This is a genomic window from Streptomyces sp. NPDC012935 (assembly GCF_042900345.1).
In the GTDB taxonomy this organism is placed as follows: Bacteria; Actinomycetota; Actinomycetes; order Streptomycetales; family Streptomycetaceae; genus Streptomyces.
Genome location: NZ_JBIBBC010000008.1, coordinates 269,402 through 286,238, shown reverse-complemented (window position 1 = coordinate 286,238; position 16,837 = coordinate 269,402). Strand labels below are relative to the sequence as shown.

General features: G+C 72.7%; 15 protein-coding genes and 1 tRNA gene. 9 read left to right on the top strand and 7 right to left on the bottom strand.

Annotated elements, in window-relative coordinates; translation table 11 throughout:
* Positions 1–52: 52 nt before the first annotated feature.
* The 3 genes from ACFY5C_RS21645 to ACFY5C_RS21635 form a co-directional block, all read right to left on the bottom strand.
* Positions 53–1,519, bottom strand: a complete 1,467-nt coding sequence (locus ACFY5C_RS21645) for a cellulose binding domain-containing protein (RefSeq protein WP_389446507.1) — start codon at positions 1,517–1,519, stop codon at positions 53–55.
* A 107-nt stretch (positions 1,520–1,626) separates the two neighbouring features.
* Positions 1,627–3,030, bottom strand: a complete 1,404-nt coding sequence (locus ACFY5C_RS21640; protein ID WP_389446505.1) for a sensor histidine kinase — start codon at positions 3,028–3,030, stop codon at positions 1,627–1,629.
* The gene (locus ACFY5C_RS21635; protein WP_362382853.1) at positions 3,027–3,716 is read right to left on the bottom strand and encodes a response regulator transcription factor; all 690 of its coding nucleotides are present in this window, start codon (positions 3,714–3,716) and stop codon (positions 3,027–3,029) included. The genes ACFY5C_RS21640 and ACFY5C_RS21635 overlap by 4 nt, the downstream gene beginning before the upstream one ends.
* 139 nt (positions 3,717–3,855) lie before the next feature.
* Between ACFY5C_RS21635 and ACFY5C_RS21630 the strand changes: the two genes are divergently transcribed.
* Positions 3,856–4,377, top strand: coding sequence for a hypothetical protein (locus ACFY5C_RS21630; RefSeq protein ID WP_389446503.1), 522 nt, complete (start codon positions 3,856–3,858; stop codon positions 4,375–4,377).
* A gap of 22 nt (positions 4,378–4,399) precedes the next feature.
* Here the strand turns inward: ACFY5C_RS21630 and ACFY5C_RS21625 are convergent, their stop codons facing one another.
* Entirely contained in the window at positions 4,400–5,269 is an 870-nt protein-coding gene (locus ACFY5C_RS21625) for a spermidine synthase (protein WP_389446501.1), read from the bottom strand.
* A gap of 46 nt (positions 5,270–5,315) precedes the next feature.
* Positions 5,316–5,756 carry a hypothetical protein gene (locus tag ACFY5C_RS21620; protein WP_328427460.1) on the bottom strand — a complete coding sequence of 147 codons (441 nt, stop codon included), beginning with the start codon at positions 5,754–5,756 and terminating at the stop codon, positions 5,316–5,318.
* 292 nt (positions 5,757–6,048) lie between these two features.
* Here ACFY5C_RS21620 and ACFY5C_RS21615 point away from each other — a divergent pair, with 292 nt between their 5' ends.
* Positions 6,049–7,554, top strand: a complete 1,506-nt coding sequence (locus ACFY5C_RS21615) for a hypothetical protein (RefSeq protein ID WP_389446499.1) — start codon at positions 6,049–6,051, stop codon at positions 7,552–7,554.
* 54 nt (positions 7,555–7,608) lie between these two features.
* Here the strand turns inward: ACFY5C_RS21615 and ACFY5C_RS21610 are convergent, their stop codons facing one another.
* The gene (locus ACFY5C_RS21610) at positions 7,609–8,205 is read right to left on the bottom strand and encodes a histidine phosphatase family protein (protein ID WP_389446497.1); all 597 of its coding nucleotides are present in this window, start codon (positions 8,203–8,205) and stop codon (positions 7,609–7,611) included.
* A 186-nt stretch (positions 8,206–8,391) separates the two neighbouring features.
* On the opposite strand from ACFY5C_RS21610, the gene ACFY5C_RS21605 reads away from it, so the two are divergent.
* The 7 genes from ACFY5C_RS21605 to ACFY5C_RS21575 all read left to right on the top strand — a co-directional run bounded on the left by ACFY5C_RS21605 (position 8,392) and on the right by ACFY5C_RS21575 (position 14,879).
* Positions 8,392–9,417: a phosphatase PAP2 family protein gene (locus tag ACFY5C_RS21605; RefSeq protein WP_389446496.1), complete on the top strand. Its 1,026-nt coding sequence runs from the start codon at positions 8,392–8,394 to the stop codon at positions 9,415–9,417.
* Positions 9,368–10,606, top strand: coding sequence for a hypothetical protein (locus ACFY5C_RS21600; protein ID WP_389446494.1), 1,239 nt, complete (start codon positions 9,368–9,370; stop codon positions 10,604–10,606). The genes ACFY5C_RS21605 and ACFY5C_RS21600 overlap by 50 nt, the downstream gene beginning before the upstream one ends.
* Positions 10,597–12,201: a hypothetical protein gene (locus tag ACFY5C_RS21595; RefSeq protein ID WP_389446492.1), complete on the top strand. Its 1,605-nt coding sequence runs from the start codon at positions 10,597–10,599 to the stop codon at positions 12,199–12,201. Before ACFY5C_RS21600 ends, ACFY5C_RS21595 begins: the two co-directional genes overlap by 10 nt.
* Positions 12,198–13,535 (top strand): AAA domain-containing protein, encoded by a 1,338-nt coding sequence (locus tag ACFY5C_RS21590; RefSeq protein WP_389446490.1) that lies wholly within the window; start codon positions 12,198–12,200, stop codon positions 13,533–13,535. The genes ACFY5C_RS21595 and ACFY5C_RS21590 overlap by 4 nt, the downstream gene beginning before the upstream one ends.
* 151 nt (positions 13,536–13,686) lie before the next feature.
* Entirely contained in the window at positions 13,687–14,052 is a 366-nt protein-coding gene (locus ACFY5C_RS21585; protein WP_389446488.1) for a hypothetical protein, read from the top strand.
* Between the two features lie 187 nt (positions 14,053–14,239).
* Positions 14,240–14,815 carry a bifunctional DNA primase/polymerase gene (locus ACFY5C_RS21580; RefSeq protein WP_389446486.1) on the top strand — a complete coding sequence of 192 codons (576 nt, stop codon included), beginning with the start codon at positions 14,240–14,242 and terminating at the stop codon, positions 14,813–14,815.
* A tRNA-Lys gene (locus ACFY5C_RS21575) sits at positions 14,806–14,879 on the top strand. Before ACFY5C_RS21580 ends, ACFY5C_RS21575 begins: the two co-directional genes overlap by 10 nt.
* 358 nt (positions 14,880–15,237) lie before the next feature.
* Here the strand turns inward: ACFY5C_RS21575 and ACFY5C_RS21570 are convergent.
* Positions 15,238–16,683, bottom strand: coding sequence for a M6 family metalloprotease domain-containing protein (locus ACFY5C_RS21570; protein ID WP_389446484.1), 1,446 nt, complete (start codon positions 16,681–16,683; stop codon positions 15,238–15,240).
* Positions 16,684–16,837 lie beyond the last annotated feature (154 nt).

Here is a 16,837-nt window from a genome sequence, read left to right as displayed (position 1 = left end):
GGGCGCGCCCCCGTGGGCTCGATGGAGCTGCGTGGTGGGTCAGTCGTGGGCGTCAGTTGTAGGCCGCGAACGCCTTCGAGAACGCGAACTTCTCCTGGAGGATCGAGCTGCACGTCGCGTCCGCCGCCGGCTTCTCGCCGCCCGCGCACTGCTTGTCCCGGGTCGCCGACCACATCGACAGCCAGCCGAGGCCCTTGGACTTGGCGAAGTTCACCAGCTGGGTGGCGTCGTCGACCTTGAAGATCTCGGTGACGACGTCGTTGACGCCGATCATCGGGGTGACGGCGACCGTCTTCCAGGCGGCGCTGTCGGAGAGCCCGAGCACGCTCTTGACCTGGGCCTGGGTGGCGGTGGCCGCCTGCTCGGCGTAGGTGCCCATGTCGTCGCTGTACGCGGGGCCGTAGTCCATCGCCATGATGTTGACGGTGTCGATCTGCACGCCGTTCTTCTTGGCGTCGGCGAGGAGGTCGACGCCGGGCTGGGTCAGGCCCTCGGGCATGACGGGGAGGGTGAAGGAGACGTCCAGGTCGGGGTGGTCCGCCTGGAGCTTGGCTATCGCCTGGGCGCGGCGGGTGTTGGCCGCCTTGTCCGGCAGGGCGCCGCCCTCGACGTCGAAGTCGACCTTGGTCAGCTTGTACGCGCTCACGACCTTCTCGTACGCCGCCGCCAGCGCGTCCGCCGAGGAGCAGGTCGTCGCCAGCTCGCTGCCGGCCGCGCCGCCGAAGGACACGCGGACGTCGCCGCCCTTGGCACGCAGGTCACCGATCTGCGCGGCCACCGCGTCGGTGCCGAGGTCGGTGACGCCGCCCCACTTCGGGGTGCAGCCGCCGCCGTCGGTGACGAAGGCGAGGTTGTAGTTCCTCACGCCGGTCGCCTCGGCGCTCGCGGCCATGTCGAAGGCCGGGTAGAGCGAGGTGTCGATGTACGGGGCGAAGCCGGCCGTGGCGGCATTTCCGGAGCCGGGGGTCTGCGAGGGCTTGGCGGTGGGCGTCGCGGACTGGGTGGGCGGCGCGCTCTGGGTAGGAGTGGCCGTCGGCTTCGGCGGGGCGGATTCGGTCGCCGTCGGGCGGCCGCTCGGCTCGGGTGTGGCGCTGTCGTCCGCGGAGCACTTCGCGTCGTCGATCAGACAGCCCGCCGGGGCGCCCGTGCCGTTGACGACGAAGCCGACCGTCACCGACTCGCCGGCGGCCAGGCCGTCCTTGTCCCACTTCGGCGGCGTCGCGGTGACGTGCTGCCCGCTCACGCTCGACTCGGCGTTCCACAGCGAGCTCAGCTTCGAGCCCGACGGCAGGTCGAACTCCAGCTTCCAGTCCTGCTGCGCCTGCCCGCTGTTGTTCGTGACGACGTACTGCGCGGTGTAACCCGTCGACCAGTCACTGGTCTTCGTGTACGCCGCCCCGATCCCGGCGGCCTGCGCGGTGCCGGTGAACACGAACGCGGCGCCGCCGACCACAGCCGCGGCGACGAGACCGCCGATCGCCTTGTTCCTGCCGCTGACCTTGCGCCGGTGCGTACTCATCGCGTGTCTGCCTTTGCTGTTCGGGGTGGGGGTGCGGCAGCACGCTAGCGATCTCGAATCGGGCAAAGCGCCTGATCCGGGCGGAGGTTGGGGACCTTAGGGTGCGCTTAAGGAAGGGATCGGGGACGGTTAAAGGTCGAGACCAATCTGCCCGGCCGGCGACGGCGAACCGAACCGCGGTGACCCCTGCGCACCGGCGCCCGCGCGTCCAGCTGGATCCAGATCCGCACCTCGGTCCCGCCGAGCACCGAAGAGCCGATCCGTACGTCCCCGCCCGTCGACTCCGCGAGCTGCCGCACGATGTCCAGCCCGAGCCCGGTCGACCCGGCGCTGCCCGAGCCGCGCCCGCGCGCCATCGCCGCTTCGGGGTCGGATATGCCGGGCCCGGCGTCCGAGACGAGCACGATCACCGCGTCCTCGCCGTTGTGCACGTCGACCGCGAACGCCGTGCCCTCGGCGGTGTGCCGGAAGACGTTGCCGAGCAGGGCGTCCAGCGCGGCCGCCAGATCCGCCCGGGCCACGGGTATCCGCACCGGCCGGTCCACGCCGGCCACCCGCACCTTGCGGCCCTCGTCCTCCGCCAGCGCCGACCAGAACGCCATACGCTCGCGCACCACCTCGGCCGCGTCGCACCCGGCGCCCGGACCCGCCGCCACCGTCTGCGGCTTGGCCTCCCGGGCCGTACGGATGATCGTGTCGACCTCGCGCTCCAGCTGGGCGACGGCGGCCCGGGTCTGCTCGGCGGCCGGGCCGTCCCCGAGCGAGGCCGCGTTCAGCCGCAGCACCGTCAGCGGTGTCCGCAGGCGATGGGACAGGTCGGCCGCCAGCTCACGCTCGTTCGCGAGGAGTTGTACGACCTGGTCGGCCATCGAGTTGAACGCGACGGCCGCCAGCCGCAGTTCGTTCGGCCCTTCCTCGGGCACCCGGGCGCCCAGTTTCCCCTCCCCCAGCTCGTGCGCGCCCTCGACCAGGCGCTGCGCGGGCCGCACCATCCGTACGCCGAGCCGGTCGGCGACCGCGACCGACCCGACGATCAGGGCGAGGCCGACCCCGGCGAGTACGGCCCAGGCCGTGGTGAGGCCGTTGGTGACCTCCGCCTCGGGGACGTACACCTCGACGACGGCGATCTCACCGGAGCTCAGCGCGACGGGCTGGAGCAGCGTGGACCCGCCCGCGACCTCGGTGGTCGAGGCGCGGCCCAGCCGTCGTACGGTCGCGATGTCCTCGGCGGCGGCGCGCTGCCGGCCGAGGTCGACGGCGGCCGCGTCACCGGAGGCCGGTATGTGCACGGCCATGCCCGCGTCCGAACCGGCCGATGCGACGACGCGCTCCAGCTGGTCCCGGTCGGTGGTGATGGACAGCGCCGGGGCGACGGCGGCGGCCTCGCGCTCTGCGTTGGAGAAGGCGCGGTCGCGGGCCATCTCCCTGATGACCAGACCCAGCGGGACGGCGAACGCGACCACGACCATGACGGTGACCGCCAGACAGACCTTGACCAGTGCCCATCTCATCGCGGCGGCTCCAGCTTCACGCCGACGCCCCGCAGGGTGTGCAGATAGCGGGGGCTGGCGGCCGTTTCGCCCAGTTTGCGGCGCAGCCAGGACAGATGGACGTCGATGGTCTGGTCGTCGCCGTACGACTGCTGCCACACCTCGGCGAGCAGTTCCTTGCGCGGGACGACGACCCCGGGCCGTCCGGCCAGGAAGGCGAGCAGGTCGAACTCGCGGCGGGTGAGGTCGAGGCTCGCGCCGTCCAACTCAGCCTGGCGGCGCAGCGGGTCGACGGTCAGGCCGCCTACGCGCAGCACGCTCGAGGGGGCCGCCTCGCCGCCGCTCGACCGGGCCCGGCGCAGGACCGCGGACATCCGGGCCGACAGGTGCTCCACCGAGAACGGCTTGGTCAGATAGTCGTCCGCCCCCGCGTTCAGCAGCCGGACGATCTCCGCCTCGTCGTCCCGTGCGGTGGCGATGATCACAGGTACGTCCGTGATGCCGCGCAGCATCTTCAGCGCCTCGGAGCCGTCCAGATCGGGCAGACCGAGGTCCAGGATGACCACGTCGAAACGGAAATGGGCGACCTCGCGCAGCGCCTCCAGTGCCGTACCGACGCTGCGCACCGTGTGGGTCGCGTCGGTCAGGTGCCGGATCAGCGCCGAGCGTACGAACTGGTCGTCCTCGACCACGAGCACACTTGCCATGCGCCGCACCGTACGCCATGCGCCCGAGCCCGGTCCGGGCCTGTGGACAACTCGCCCCCTGTGGACAACTCGGCATCCAGGGGCGCCCGTGCAGCAACCGCGCGACACGTCCGGGACGCGTGAGGCAGTATGGCCCGCGATGCGCAGAGGACTCGTACACGTACTGGCTTGGTCGCTCGCCACGGGCGCGGCGGTCACGCTGTCGTGGTGGGGTGTCCACACGGTGATGGCCGGCACGGTGTACGACCGGCCGCGCGCCCTGCCCATCACGGCGGCCGAGGGGACGACCCAGGAGTCGAAGCCGCTGGCGTCGTCCACGAACCGGCCGACCCCCTCGGAGGGTCCCTCCAGTGCTTCGCCGAAGCCGACCGGGACGCCCCGCACGCCGGACCCGTCGAAGACACCGCCGAAGAGCACCAGCCCCTCCCCCACCACGTCCGGCCAGGTCAAGAGCTATGACACGGACGGCGGCCGCGCGGTCTTCGACATCGGCGAGACCTCCGCGACCCTCGTCTCGGCCACCCCGGGTGCGGGCTGGTCGATGCAGGTGTGGAAGACGGAGACGTGGATCCGGGTGGAGTTCGGCTCCGGCGCGGACCGGGTGTCGGTGTTCTGCACCTGGCACGACGGGCCACCGCGGGTGGAGATCGGAACCTACTGACTGCCCCTGCGCTGCCGCCGGCTCACCTGAAGACGGAGGCCGGCGGCGCCGGTGAGGCGACCGCCGCCGCGTCGGTGACGGCTGCGGCGCCGCCGGTGAAATCGGTGAGGGACCCGCCGTGTTCGACCCGGGCCGGATGCGGGTCGGAAGCGGCGAGGCGGGTCAGCTCGGCGATCGGGAGGGGCCGGTCGGCGGCGACGAGAACCGCGTTGCCGAAACGTTTGCCGCGCAGCACCGCCGGGTCGGCGACCAGCGCGCACTCGGCGAACCGGGCGGCGGCGGTGGCGATCTGGCCGCGCAGATGCGCGAGCGGCGGCCCGTCGGCGAGGTTGGCGGTGTAGACGCCGCCGGGTCCGAGGACCCTGCGTACCTCGTCGAGGAACTCCGTCGAGGTCAGGTGGGCTGGGGTGCGGGCCCCGCTGAACACGTCGGCGATGACGAGGTCGGCCCACCCGTCGGGCACCTTGGCGAGCCCGTCCCGGGCGTCCACCGACCGCACCCGGATCCTGGCGTTCGGATCCAACGGCAGCTCCCGCCTGACCAGTTGGACGAGGGCACCGTCCCGCTCGACGACCTGCTGGGTGGAGCGGGGGCGGGTGGCGGCGACGTAGCGGGCGAGCGTGAGGGCGCCGCCACCGAGGTGCACGGCCTGCACGGGTTTGCCGGGTGGGGCCACGAGGTCGATGACGTGCCCGAAGCGGCGCTGGTATTCGAAGGAGAGGTAGGCGGGGTCGTCGAGATCGACGTGCGACTGCGGAGCGCCGTCGATGAGGAGCGTCCAGGCCCGGGCACGGTCCGGGTCGGGGATCAGCTCGGCGAGCCCGCCGTCGACCTGTTCGACGACGGCATCGGCTGCGGCCGACCGGCGCCGGGCTTTCCTGGGCTTCCTCATTGGGCCATTGTCGCAAGTGGGCGGCGGTGCCGCCCGGGCAGCCGCGTCAGCTGCAGTTGTCCGCCGCCTCGATCAACCGCGCGGCCTCCCCCAGTGCCTTGCGCAGCACCGCGGGATCCGTCGCCAGGTCGGCGTCCCCGGGCGGCAGGAGCCAGTCCGAGCCCTCGACGGGCGGCTCGGGGTTCAGGTTCAGGCTCATCCCGCGGCCGTCGGTCTCCGTACAGGTGCTCCCGGGCACGTCCCAGGCGGCCGCCGTGCCCGGCGGGACCACGAAGCCCAGCGTGTCGCAGTCGTCGTCGTGCAGGACGGGACCCACCGCCTCCCCGGTCGCGCCCCGCCGCAGGATGTCGACCGCCTCCAGGCCCTGTCGCGCCGGAACCGTGACCACGTCGCAGCCCGCCTCCGGCGGCTCGCTGCACTGTGCGGTCGGCGCGTGCCCCACCGTCGTCGACGGCGTATGCGGAGCGATGCTCTGGCTGGTCTCCATCCCGACCTCCACCACGGAACCCCTTTTGCAGTCCGAAGAGTTCAACGCGGCACGACGTCAACGGCTACGGCGGAAGTCCGCCGCAAAGGATGGCAGTTCATGGCGGATCCTGCATGAGATATCCGTTTTGTAGCCAAACACTGCGTGGCGACTCCGCTACAGCAGGTACGTTCATGCCCGCTGGAAGCAAGGGCACCACACGGATATTCGGCACAGATACCCGGTACGGACATTCCGTTCAACTCGCCTCGATTCCGGCATGGTTCGACGGTTCGCACGAGAGGACCCGGCCATGGCGTCGTCAGAGCTGACCTCGTCCCAGTCCCCCAGGCCGCCACGGCCGAATCTCGCGTTCCGGCAGTTGCGCGGACAGCGCTCGCCGGCCGAGTTCGCCGCGGCGGTACGACGGGCCGCGCGCGAGATCGGCGAGCGGGTCAGCTGTGACGCGCGTTACGTCGGGCGGGTCGAGGCAGGCGAGATCCGCTGCCCCAACTACGCGTACGAACGGGTGTTCCTGCACATGTTCCCCGGCCGCACGCTCACCGACCTCGGCTTCGCGCCCCGCTCGTCCGTACGCGGACGCCGGGCGCACGTGGACGAGGACGCGCCCCTCGTGCACATCACGAGCCCGGTGTGCGCCACCCGTGAGACGTGGGGGGCCGACGAGCCGTATGACCAGAAGGACTCGCTGAACCCGCAGGACCCGCACGACCCGTATGCCGCCTACGCCGCATGCGGAGCACAGCAGAACCACGAGAACGACGAGATCCACGAGGAGAGCGACGTGCTGCGTCGCGCATTCATGACCGGCGGGGGCGCCACGATGGCCGCCGCCTCGCTGGGCCCCCTGGGGCTCACCTTCGACGCCGCGGCCGCGCAGCGTCCCCTCAGACGTGTCGGGGGCCGCGAGGCGGACGCGCTGGAGGAGGCCGTACGCCGCATCCGGCTGCTCGACGACCGGCACGGGGCCGACGGCCTCTACCGGCGCGCGGCCGCTCCGCTGCGTGCCGCGTACGAACTGCTCGATGCCGGTACGACCCGGCAGGCAACCGGCGAACGGCTCCATTCGGGCGCCGGTGAACTGGCCATCTCGGTGGGGTGGCTGGCGCACGACTCGGGGCGGTTCGACGACGCGCGCTCGCACTACGCGGAGGCGTTGGCCACGGCCCGGATGGCGGGCGACCCGGCGCTGGAGGCGCACGCCTTCTGCAACACCTCGTTCCTCGCGCGCGACGCGGGCCGGCCGCGGGAGGCCGTGCGGGCGGCGCAGGCCGCGCAACGCGTCGCGCGGCCCCTGGGATCCTCGCGCCTGATGTCCCTGCTGGCGCTGCGCGAGGCCGGCGGCTGGGCGGGACTCGCCGACCGCACCGGCTGCGAACAGGCCCTCGCCCGTGCGCAGGCCCTCTACGACCGGGGCCGCTCGGACGCCGACCCCGAGTGGATGAGCTTCTACGGAGAGGCCGAGCTGGAGATCCTGGAGGCGCAGTGCTGGTCGATGCTGGGCAACTGGCAGCGGGCGGCACGGCACGCGGGGCGGGCGGCCCAGCTCCAGGACCCGCACTTCACGCGCAACATCGCCCTCTACACGGCGGAACTGGCGGACGATCTGGCCCGTGGGGGCCGCCCCGATGAGGCCGCGACAGCCGGGATGCGCGTGCTGGACCTCTTGGACCAGGTGCAGTCGTCGCGGGTGCAGACGATGCTGGCGGGGACGGCGCGGGTGCTGCTGCCGCACCGCCGGGCGCGTGGGGTGTCGGCGTTCCTGGAACGCCACGCGAGCGTGCCGCGCACGGCGTGACGGCCCGCGGGGTACGCCGCCGGGTAGCGCCCTATCCGGGCCGCCGGGAGCGCCCTATCCGGCCAGATGCCCCGAGTCGTTCCAGCTCTCGATCGCCGGCTCCCCGTAAGCCCACCCGAGCACCGACAGCGACGTCGGGTTCAGCCGTATCCGTGCCGCGAAGTCCAGCGGCAGCCCCAGCCAGCGCGCGCCTATGGAACGCAGGATGTGCCCGTGCGCGAAGACCAGCACGTCACGGTCCTCCTCGCGCGCCCATGCCACCACCTCGTCGGCCCGGGCCGTCACCTCGGCCAGGGTCTCGCCCTCGGGCACGCCGTCGCGCCAGATGAGCCAGCCGGGGCGGACGGCCTGGATGTCCGCCGGCGTCATGCCCTCGTAGGCGCCGTAGTCCCATTCCAGGAGCGTGTCCCAGGTACGCGCGCGTTCCCCGAAGCCGGCGAGTTCGCACGTCTCACGCGCGCGTGACAGCGGGCTGGTGCGGATCTCGACACCCGCCAGCCCGTCGTACGGCGACCCGTGCAGGCGTTCGCCGAGCAGCTTCGCGCCCTGGCGGCCCTCCTCCAGGAGCGGCACGTCGGTCCTGCCCGTGTGCTTGCCGGACAGCGACCACGCCGTCTGTCCGTGCCGGGCGAGCAGGATGCGCGGTGCCATGAACGGGGCCTTTCCCGGGAGGAACGAGAGGCGGAACCCCTCCATCATCGCGCACGCTGTGCCGGGGCAACCCGGTGGGCGATCTCTGCGTCTTGAGGGCCGGGGCGCCCGAAGGGGGCTCGCGCATACACCGTAAAGTGGTACGACCGGTCAACCGGGCGCTGACAAGAAGGGGGAGGCGATCGGATGCCACACGCCGAAATAGCTGGCGTGGAGGCGACGCCGCGGACCCGCCTGCGCTGGTGGACCGAGCTGCCGCTGATATTGCTGGTCTACGCCTGCTACTCGGCGGGCCGGCTGCTCGCCCGGGGCGACGTCTCGCACGCCGTCGACCACGGCCTGGCGATCCTGGACATCGAGAAGGCGCTGTACCTGAACGCGGAGCACCCGCTCAACCGCCTCTTCACGCGCGAGCCGTGGATCGGCGTCCCGGCGGACTTCTGGTACGCGTCGCTGCACTACCTGGTCACGCCCGTGCTGCTGGTCTGGATCTTCAGGTCCCGCACCGTGCACTACCGCGCGGCCCGCACCTGGCTGATGACGTCGACCTTCATAGGCCTGATCGGCTTCACGCTGCTGCCCACCTGCCCGCCCCGGCTGCTCGACGGGCGCTACGGCTTCGTGGACACCATGGCGCAGTACAGCTCGTACGGCTGGTGGGGCGGCGAGGCGAGCGCGCCCAAGGGCCTCGGCGGCATGACGAACCAGTACGCGGCCATGCCGAGCCTGCACGTCGGCTGGGCGCTGTGGTGCGGGGTGATGCTGTGGCGGTACGGCGGGACGCGCCTCACGAAGGTCGCGGCCGTCGCCTACCCCCTGATCACGACGATCGTGGTGATGGGCACCGCCAACCACTACTTCCTCGACGCGGTGGCGGGCGCCGCCGTCATGGGCGCCGGGCTGCTGCTGACGCCGTACGTCATGCGGACCGCGGACCGGGTCCGGGCGCGCTTCGGGGCGGTGGCCGCACCTGTCGCGACAGCCCCCGTCGGCACGGTCACGACGGCGGCCGACGCCCTGGTCCCGAGCCGCGCCGGTGCCACGGTCACGAGCGGCTCTGCCGACGCTTCTTCCTCAATTGTCAGTGGCGGATGCCAGACTTCCGCGGGTGAGCGAATTCCACGGCAGCGCGAGTCCCGGTTCGGAGTCGGAGCCGAGCCGAGTGCCTCTCCCCAGGACGCGGGGGACGGCGCTCCGGCACCGGCTCGCTGAGCTGCGCGGTCCCGATGTCCCGGCCAAGGCGTTGGACGCGCGCGCCCTGGCCGCCCTCGCCGCCAACCCCGGCTGCAAGCGCAGAGCGATCCTGGACGGCGCCGGGGTGAACAAGGCCGCGCTGGCGAGCGCACTGGGCTCGCCGGCGGTCTTCGGGCAGTCACAGTTCGCCTTCACACGCGGCAACGCCTTCGAGGCCAAGGTCAAGGCGGACGGCGGCGCCGAGCTGCTGCGCCTTGTCCACGAGAAGCTGGACCGCGCTGCCGAACCGCCCGCCCACGCGCACGTGCCCGAGCTCGTCGCGTCCGGCCCCGAGGGCCGCACGGCCCGTACGGCACTGGCGCTGCGCGAGGCCACCGAGGCCCGCGGCGAGTGGACCCTGCTGGACCACCCGATGCTCGCGCTGGACGTCGCCGGGTCGCCCGCCTTCCTGGAGCCGGACGCGGTCGTCGTGCACCCGGACGGCAGCTGGACGGTCGTGGAGATCAAGTCGTTCCCGATGCTGGACGGTTCGGCGGACCCGGCGAAAGTGGGTGCGGCCGCGCGGCAGGCGGCGGTGTACGTACTGGCGCTCGAGCAGATCGCCGGCCGGCTCGGCGCGGAGCCGGCGGGTGAAGTCGAGGCCGACGCGCCCCACAGGCGGAGCGCCTCGGACAGCGCCCCCGCCCCGCGCGTGCGCCACCGGATCCTGCTCGTCTGCCCGAAGGACTTCTCCAACCTCCCCACCGCCTCGGCCGTCGACGTCCGCAAGCAGCGCGCGGTGACCTCCCGCCAGCTGGCCCGCCTCACCCGCATCGAGGACATCGCCGACATGCTCCCGGCCGGCACCTGCTTCTCCCCCGAGCTGCCCGAGACCGATCTGACAACCGCCGTCGAGTCGGTCCCGGCGACCTACGCGCCCGAGTGCCTGTCCGCCTGCGAGCTGGCCTTCCACTGCCGCGCCCGCTCGCGCGCGGCCGGCGCGGTGACGTCGCTGGGCCGGTCGCTGCGTGCCGAGCTGGGTGACCTGACGACGGTCGACGACGTCCTGTCGGCGGCCCGCGGCGAGTCCGGCGACCCGGACGACCCGGCGGTGGCGGCCCTGCGCAGGGCCGCGCGGCTGCGTGCCGAGGCCCTCGGTCGCGACGCCCGGGACCTCGGTCAGGATGCCGGCACCGCCGGCGAGGAGGCGGTGGCCGCGTGTCACTGATCTCCACCCTCGCCCGCCTCGAAGCCGTCAGCACGGGCCGCGCCCAGCCGGCCGCCACCGTCCGCCACCGGCGCCTGTCCGAGCGGCCCTTGGTCTTCGTGCCCCTGACCACCGCCGGTGAGGCAGGCGCCCCGCTCGGCGCACTCGTCGGCACGGACCGGGACGCCCCGCACCTGCTGGTCGTACCGCAGCCACGCGACCGGGACCTCAGGTTCGCCTTCCTGTCCGAGCTGGCGGACGTCGTCCTGCCGTACATCGACGCCTTCGCCGCGGACGTCGAGGCCGCCGAGCGGGGCGAGACCGATCCGGAGACCGGCAAGCGCGTCAAGGTCGAGGTCGAACTGTGTGCGGACGCCCCGCAGTTGATCGTGCCGAGCCGCGCGGGCGTCGACTTCGTCCGGCTCCTCGGCCGCTCCATGCGTTTCAGGCGTACGGCGGAACAGGACCCGGAGACCCCCTATCCCGCGCCCCCGCGCGTGCCGTTGCTCGGCCGCTGGCTGACCCACTTCGGCGAGCGGGCCCGGGTGCCCGGCTCCTCGCTGCTGCTGGCCATGACGGACGTACTGACCCGGCACTGGGCGACCGGCCAGTCCACCCTGGAGGACCAGCACCTGGGCGCCCTGCTGGCGTGGATCGCCCCGCCGGAGGGTGAGACGGGCGCCGAGGCGGCACTGCGGGCGGAGCTCGCACGGGACCGCGACGGCCAACTGCTGTGCCCGCCCGCCGGTCCCGCCACCGACCCGGCCTTCGACAACAAACTGCTCGCCCCCGCCATCGAGCGCTACGACCGCGCGCGTACCGCCCTCGCCGCCGCCGAGGACGGACTGGAGGCCGACGACCGGCTCGGGGATCTGACCGCCGCCGAGCGGGAGATCCGTGCCCTCGTCGCGAGCCGGACCCGGCCCACCTGGGACGCGGTGTGGCGGGGCATCGACCTGATGCGCGAACTGCCCGAGGCCGGGCGGGTCGAGGAGCGGTGGACCCGGGACCGCTGGTCGTTCACCGGCCACCGCGACCGTGTCGTGGCCGGCGAGCCGCCGCAGCCGCGCCGCGACGACGCGGTCACCGCCGCCAACAAGCTCGCCGCGCGCGAGCGCGAACAGGCCCGGCTGGAGGCGCAGGAGGCGCTCGACGACCCACTGGTGATGGCGGGGCGGCGGCTGGCCGGGGAGGCGTTCGCGGGCGAGGTCACCGATGTCGTCATGGCGTACAGCGAGGGCAAGCGGCCGAGTCCGCGCCCCCTGGTCACCGTTCGCACGGATGACCGGCCGCATTTGGGCGAGCGCGCGAAGGTGTTCCGGTCGCTGAGTGGGAAGCCTCAGTCGGCGGAGTTCGTCGGCTACGAGGGGGACTTCGGGGATGACGGCGCGCTGATGGTGCTGCGGGTGCTGGACAAGATGGGCCGCGGCAAAGAACCGGAGGAGGGGTCGGTGCCGGAGAAGGGCGACCTGGTCTGCTTCACGCTGTTCGAGCACGAACAGCGCGGCGGCGCGAAGCTGCCCGACCCGGAGGAGACGCCGTGGACGCACGGCGGGCCGCCCGGGGAGCAGGTCTCCGAGGCCGCCGATCCGCTGACCCAGGAGGACGTCCTGTGACGGCCGTGTTCGACCCCGGCGCCGCGGCGACCGAGGCCACCGACGCGATCCTCCACGACACGCTGCACGGCACCGCGCGCGGTGTCGTCGTCGACTCCCCGCCCGGCGCCGGCAAGTCCACGCTCGTCGTCCGCGCAGCCCTCGAACTCGCCGACGCCGGACGCCCGCTGATGGTCGTCGCGCAGACCAACGCCCAGGTCGACGACCTGGTGCTCAGGCTCGCCGAGAAGAACCCCGAGCTTCCGGTGGGGCGTCTGCACAGCAGCGACGCCGACCCGTACGACAAGGCGCTGGACGACCTGCCGAACGTACGCAAGTCGGCGAAGGCGGGCGACCTGAGCGGCCTGTCGGTCGTCATCTCGACGGCGGCCAAGTGGGCGCACGTCAAGGTCGACGAGCCCTGGCGGCACGCGATCGTCGACGAGGCGTACCAGATGCGCTCGGACTCGCTGCTCGCGGTGGCCGGCCTCTTCGAACGGGCACTGTTCGTCGGCGACCCGGGGCAGCTGGACCCCTTCTCCATCGTCGGCAGCGAGCAGTGGGCGGGCCTGTCGTACGACCCCTCGGGGTCCGCCGTGACGACCCTTCTGGCCCACAATCCGGAACTGCCCCAGCACCGTCTGCCGGTCTCCTGGCGCCTCCCGGCCTCCGCCGCCCCCCTGGTCTCCGACGCCTTCTACCCGTACACCCCCTTCCGCAGCGGCACGGACCACGGCGCCCGCAGCCTGGGCTTCGCGGTCCCGTCGGACGGGTCGGGCCCGGACCGGGTGATCGACGAGGCGGCCCAGTCGGGCTGGGGCCTGCTGGAGCTGCCCGCCCGGCACACCCCGCGCACGGACCCCGAAGCGGTACGGGCGGTCGCGACGGTCGTACGGCGCCTCCTCGACCGGGGCGGCGCGGCGACGTCGGAACGCTCGCCGGATCCCACGCCCCTCACCGCCGACCGGATCGCGGTCGGCACGGCCCACCGGGACCAGGCGGCGGCGGTCCGGGCGGCACTGACCGAGCTGGGGGTGACGGACGTCACCGTGGACACGGCGAATCGCCTCCAGGGCCGTGAGTACGACGTGACCGTGGTCCTCCACCCGCTCTCCGGCCGCCCCGACGCCACCGCCTTCCACCTGGAAACGGGCCGCCTGTGCGTCCTGGCCTCCCGCCACCGCCACGCGTGCATCGTGGTGTGCCGGGCGGGGGTGAGCGAACTGCTGGACGACTATCCGTCGACAGAACCGGTGCAGCTGGGGACGGTGGTGAAGTTTCCGGATGGCTGGGAGGCCAATCACGCGGTGCTGGCACGGCTGGCCGAGCATCGGGTGGCGTGGCGGACCGGGTAGAAACCGGCGACCGTCCCTCTGACCTGGGCCCGATGCCCACTTGCGTGGGCGCGGGACAATGGACGGTGGGCCGGTCCGCTGGGGACGCCTCCGCTTGCGGGGGAGGGGGACGGTGACCTTCGAGATCGGTGACGTACGAGGAGGACAAGACATGGCGGAGCCCACGCCGCGTCGGAACGAACCGCGGCTACGCCCCGCGCCCCTGCTCTTCGAGCCCGCGCAGGCAGCCTCCGACCCGGAGCACTTCTTCGACCTGGAGTCGATCGACGACCCGCGGGAGCTGCTGGCGCGGGCGACCGAGCTGACGCAGGCGTTCCGGGCGGCGACGGACCGTGCGATGGAGTTCCAGGCCATCGCGGCGGCCCAGCTGGCGGATCCCCGGCGCTTCGACCGGCTGACACCCGCCGACATCGCCGCGCAGGCCGAATGGACCGAGGACTACGCCAAGAAGATGGTCGAGTTCGGCAGGGATCTGATGCGGGGGGTCGAGGGACCGGGGCACGTCGACCCGGTGTGACCGACGGGACCGGTGTGACCGACAGGACCGGTGTGACCGACCGACAGGACCGGCGGGACCGACCCGGGCGTACACCCCCATGGCATATGCCAGGCGGGCGGGCAAGATACGCCCTGCCACCCCGCCCTGTCCTGGATTCCGGGAACTCTCGGGAAGCAAGCGCTCACCCTCGGTAGATGTATCTGCCATGAGCAGCGCACGCAACGCCCCGTTCTCGCCCGCCTCCCTCACCGCGGACGGCGCCGCCTGGCTCGCTTCCGCAGAACCGTATCCGCGCAGTACCCGGGCGCTCTGGGACGAGCAGCCGACAGCCCCCGTGGTCCTGGGCTGCGGTTCCGTCTTCGACGTCGTGAGCGCACCCGCGATCTTCGGCCGGCGCATGGTCGACCGGCTCTGGGAGGAAGGGCCGGGATCGGGACCGGTGGCGATGCTCCGGGGCCGGATGCTGCTGTTCGCCGCGCCCGGCACGGCCCAGCGGCTGCCCTCGCTGCTGCAATGGGAGGAGTTCGGCCGCGTGCGCGACGTCCCGCCCCTCCTGTGCCACGGCGCCGGAGACGCCGTGACCGTCCCGGGCGGGTACGGCAGCGACACCCCCTCCGGCTCCCGCTGGCTGGTCGCCCCCGACACCCGTGATCCCTGGCTGCCGGGCCCCGAGGTACTGCTCTGGGCAGCCGTGCGGGCGGCTCGCGCTGCCGTTCGGATATCGATTTTTCCCCACCCCGATCAGGGTGCTAAGGTCTACGACGTCAGCAGGCGCCGCTAGCTCAGTTGGTTAGAGCAGCTGACTCTTAATCAGCGGGTCCGGGGTTCGAGTCCCTGGCGGCGCACAGACAGTGAAGGCCCCTTGCGAAAGCGGGGGCCTTCTCCTTTGAGGAGAAATCTCCCGGTCCCGCAGGGGCGGCTGGGGGTCTGGGGGTCGTCCCCCGGGAAATGCAGCACCAGCGGGTCCGGGGTTCGAGTCCCCTGGCGGCGCACAGACAGTGAAAGCCCCTCGCGGAAGCGAGGGGCTTTTCGCGTGCCCCCCGCGCGCAACCCGCTCGCCGGGCGCACAACCGGCCGGTCCGGCACACAACCGGCCCACGGCACGGACTGCTACCGCCCCGGCACACCACCGGGCACCTGGCGTGCCCGTACCACCCCGGCGCACACCCGAGCGGCTGAGCGACCCGGCACTCGGCGCACGCGCTACCTGACCGTCGTGATCTTCACCGTCCACGCCCCCGCAGCCGTCCGCCCCTCCACGTCCACCCGCACGGCCTCCTCGCGCACCGTGAAGCTCTCACCGAGCCCCACCGGCGCGTCCGCGAGCGGCGGATACACGGACTCCTCCCAGCAGGCCTCACTGTGCGGATGGGCGTCGATCACCTCGACCGGCCCGCCCCCGGACTCGGTCTCGCTGCGCACCCGATACACCAGCACCCCCTGCCGGCAGCCCTGCACGTCATTGCCCACCGAGCCGCGCACCTCGAAGGCGAGGGCGCTCTCCGGCCCGGTGGGCACGACGGCGAGCTTGATGCCGCGGCCCAGCCCGAAGCCCGGGACGGCCGCCCCGGGCGAACTGCCATACGCACCGCCGTACGCACCGCCATACGCACCGCCATACGCACCGCCGTACCCCCCATACGTACCGAATGCCCCGTACGGGCCGGGTGCCCCGGCCGCCCCCGTCTGCGCCGGGACCCCGGGCCCCGCCGACAGCGGCTCCAGCGTCAGCCGCGTGGAGCCGGCGCCCTGCCCCTGCACGCACACCACCTGCCGCGGCTCCAGCCACCCGAGCTTCCACTTGTGCCAGCCGAACAGATCCGGCGCCATGCCGAACTGGCTGCCCATCAGGTCCCAGTCGCCGACGTGGGTGTCCCAGTCACCCTTGCCGTCCACCGGCCGGTGGTACAGGTCCGGCAGGTCGAAGACGTGCCCGGTCTCGTGGGCGAGGACCAGGCGGTCCGGTGGATGGTTCTCGAACACCGTGACGACGCGCCGGATGTCGGTGCCGTCGGCGTGCAGCGGGGTGTCCAGGTTGACGACTTTCGTGGCGTCGGAGTCGACGCCGGGCGCGTCCGGGTCGGCGACGAAGTAGACGATGTCGTAGCGGGAGAAGTCCACCTCCCGGTCCGCCACGGCGAGCGCGTCGCGCAGGTAGGCGGCCCGGTCGGTGACGCGCCAGTCACGCTGTATGGCGTACGCCGTCGACGGGCGTGGCATGCGGAGCCAGTGCCGGAGCGGATGCGGGCGCAGGGTGAATCTGCCGTAGGAGGCGCGTTCGAAGAAGCGGGTGGTGGCCGGGAAGTGGTCGGCCGTCAGTTCGGCGGGGGTCGTCAGGGGGGCCGAGTCCGGGAAGGACAGGAACACCATGACCGCGTCGAGTTCGCGGGTCGGGCGCGGATAGGCGGCGTTCCAGGTGTCCAGGCCCTCGGAGTGGTGGGCCGCGGTGCGCTTGAGGGCGCACGGCGCGGGGTCGAACGGTTCCGCGACCGAGGGGCCGGCCACCAGGGAGGTCGCGGCGAGCGCCGACATCGTCGTGAACACGGCGGCGGTGCTGCGCAGTCGGGGCCGGTCCCGCAGCAGGCCCAGCCCACGGAGCAGGGGGAACTGACGCGGCACGTGGACCTCCGGGAGCGGTTCGCGGGACACCGCACCCAGCCTGTGTCGGATTGTCGTACTACGTCCTGTTCAGCTGCACCAGATGGGTGAGAGGGACGAGGGATCGTCAGAACCGACACCCCCGAATCGCTCACGGAACGTCACAACTGGTCGGGGGTCCTAAGAAGCCGTCCACGTGCGGGCA

Excerpts from the sequence above, each read along its gene's own strand:
- ACFY5C_RS21645 (WP_389446507.1), bottom strand. The coding sequence starts at position 1,519 with ATGAGTACGCACCGGCGCAAGGTCAGCGGCAGGAACAAGGCGATCGGC.
- ACFY5C_RS21640 (WP_389446505.1), bottom strand. The coding sequence starts at position 3,030 with ATGAGATGGGCACTGGTCAAGGTCTGTCTGGCGGTCACCGTCATGGTC.
- ACFY5C_RS21635 (WP_362382853.1), bottom strand. The coding sequence starts at position 3,716 with ATGGCAAGTGTGCTCGTGGTCGAGGACGACCAGTTCGTACGCTCGGCG.
- ACFY5C_RS21630 (WP_389446503.1), top strand. The coding sequence starts at position 3,856 with ATGCGCAGAGGACTCGTACACGTACTGGCTTGGTCGCTCGCCACGGGC.
- ACFY5C_RS21625 (WP_389446501.1), bottom strand. The coding sequence starts at position 5,269 with ATGAGGAAGCCCAGGAAAGCCCGGCGCCGGTCGGCCGCAGCCGATGCC.
- ACFY5C_RS21620 (WP_328427460.1), bottom strand. The coding sequence starts at position 5,756 with ATGGAGACCAGCCAGAGCATCGCTCCGCATACGCCGTCGACGACGGTG.
- ACFY5C_RS21615 (WP_389446499.1), top strand. The coding sequence starts at position 6,049 with ATGGCGTCGTCAGAGCTGACCTCGTCCCAGTCCCCCAGGCCGCCACGG.
- ACFY5C_RS21610 (WP_389446497.1), bottom strand. The coding sequence starts at position 8,205 with ATGGCACCGCGCATCCTGCTCGCCCGGCACGGACAGACGGCGTGGTCG.
- ACFY5C_RS21605 (WP_389446496.1), top strand. The coding sequence starts at position 8,392 with ATGCCACACGCCGAAATAGCTGGCGTGGAGGCGACGCCGCGGACCCGC.
- ACFY5C_RS21585 (WP_389446488.1), top strand. The coding sequence starts at position 13,687 with ATGGCGGAGCCCACGCCGCGTCGGAACGAACCGCGGCTACGCCCCGCG.
- ACFY5C_RS21580 (WP_389446486.1), top strand. The coding sequence starts at position 14,240 with ATGAGCAGCGCACGCAACGCCCCGTTCTCGCCCGCCTCCCTCACCGCG.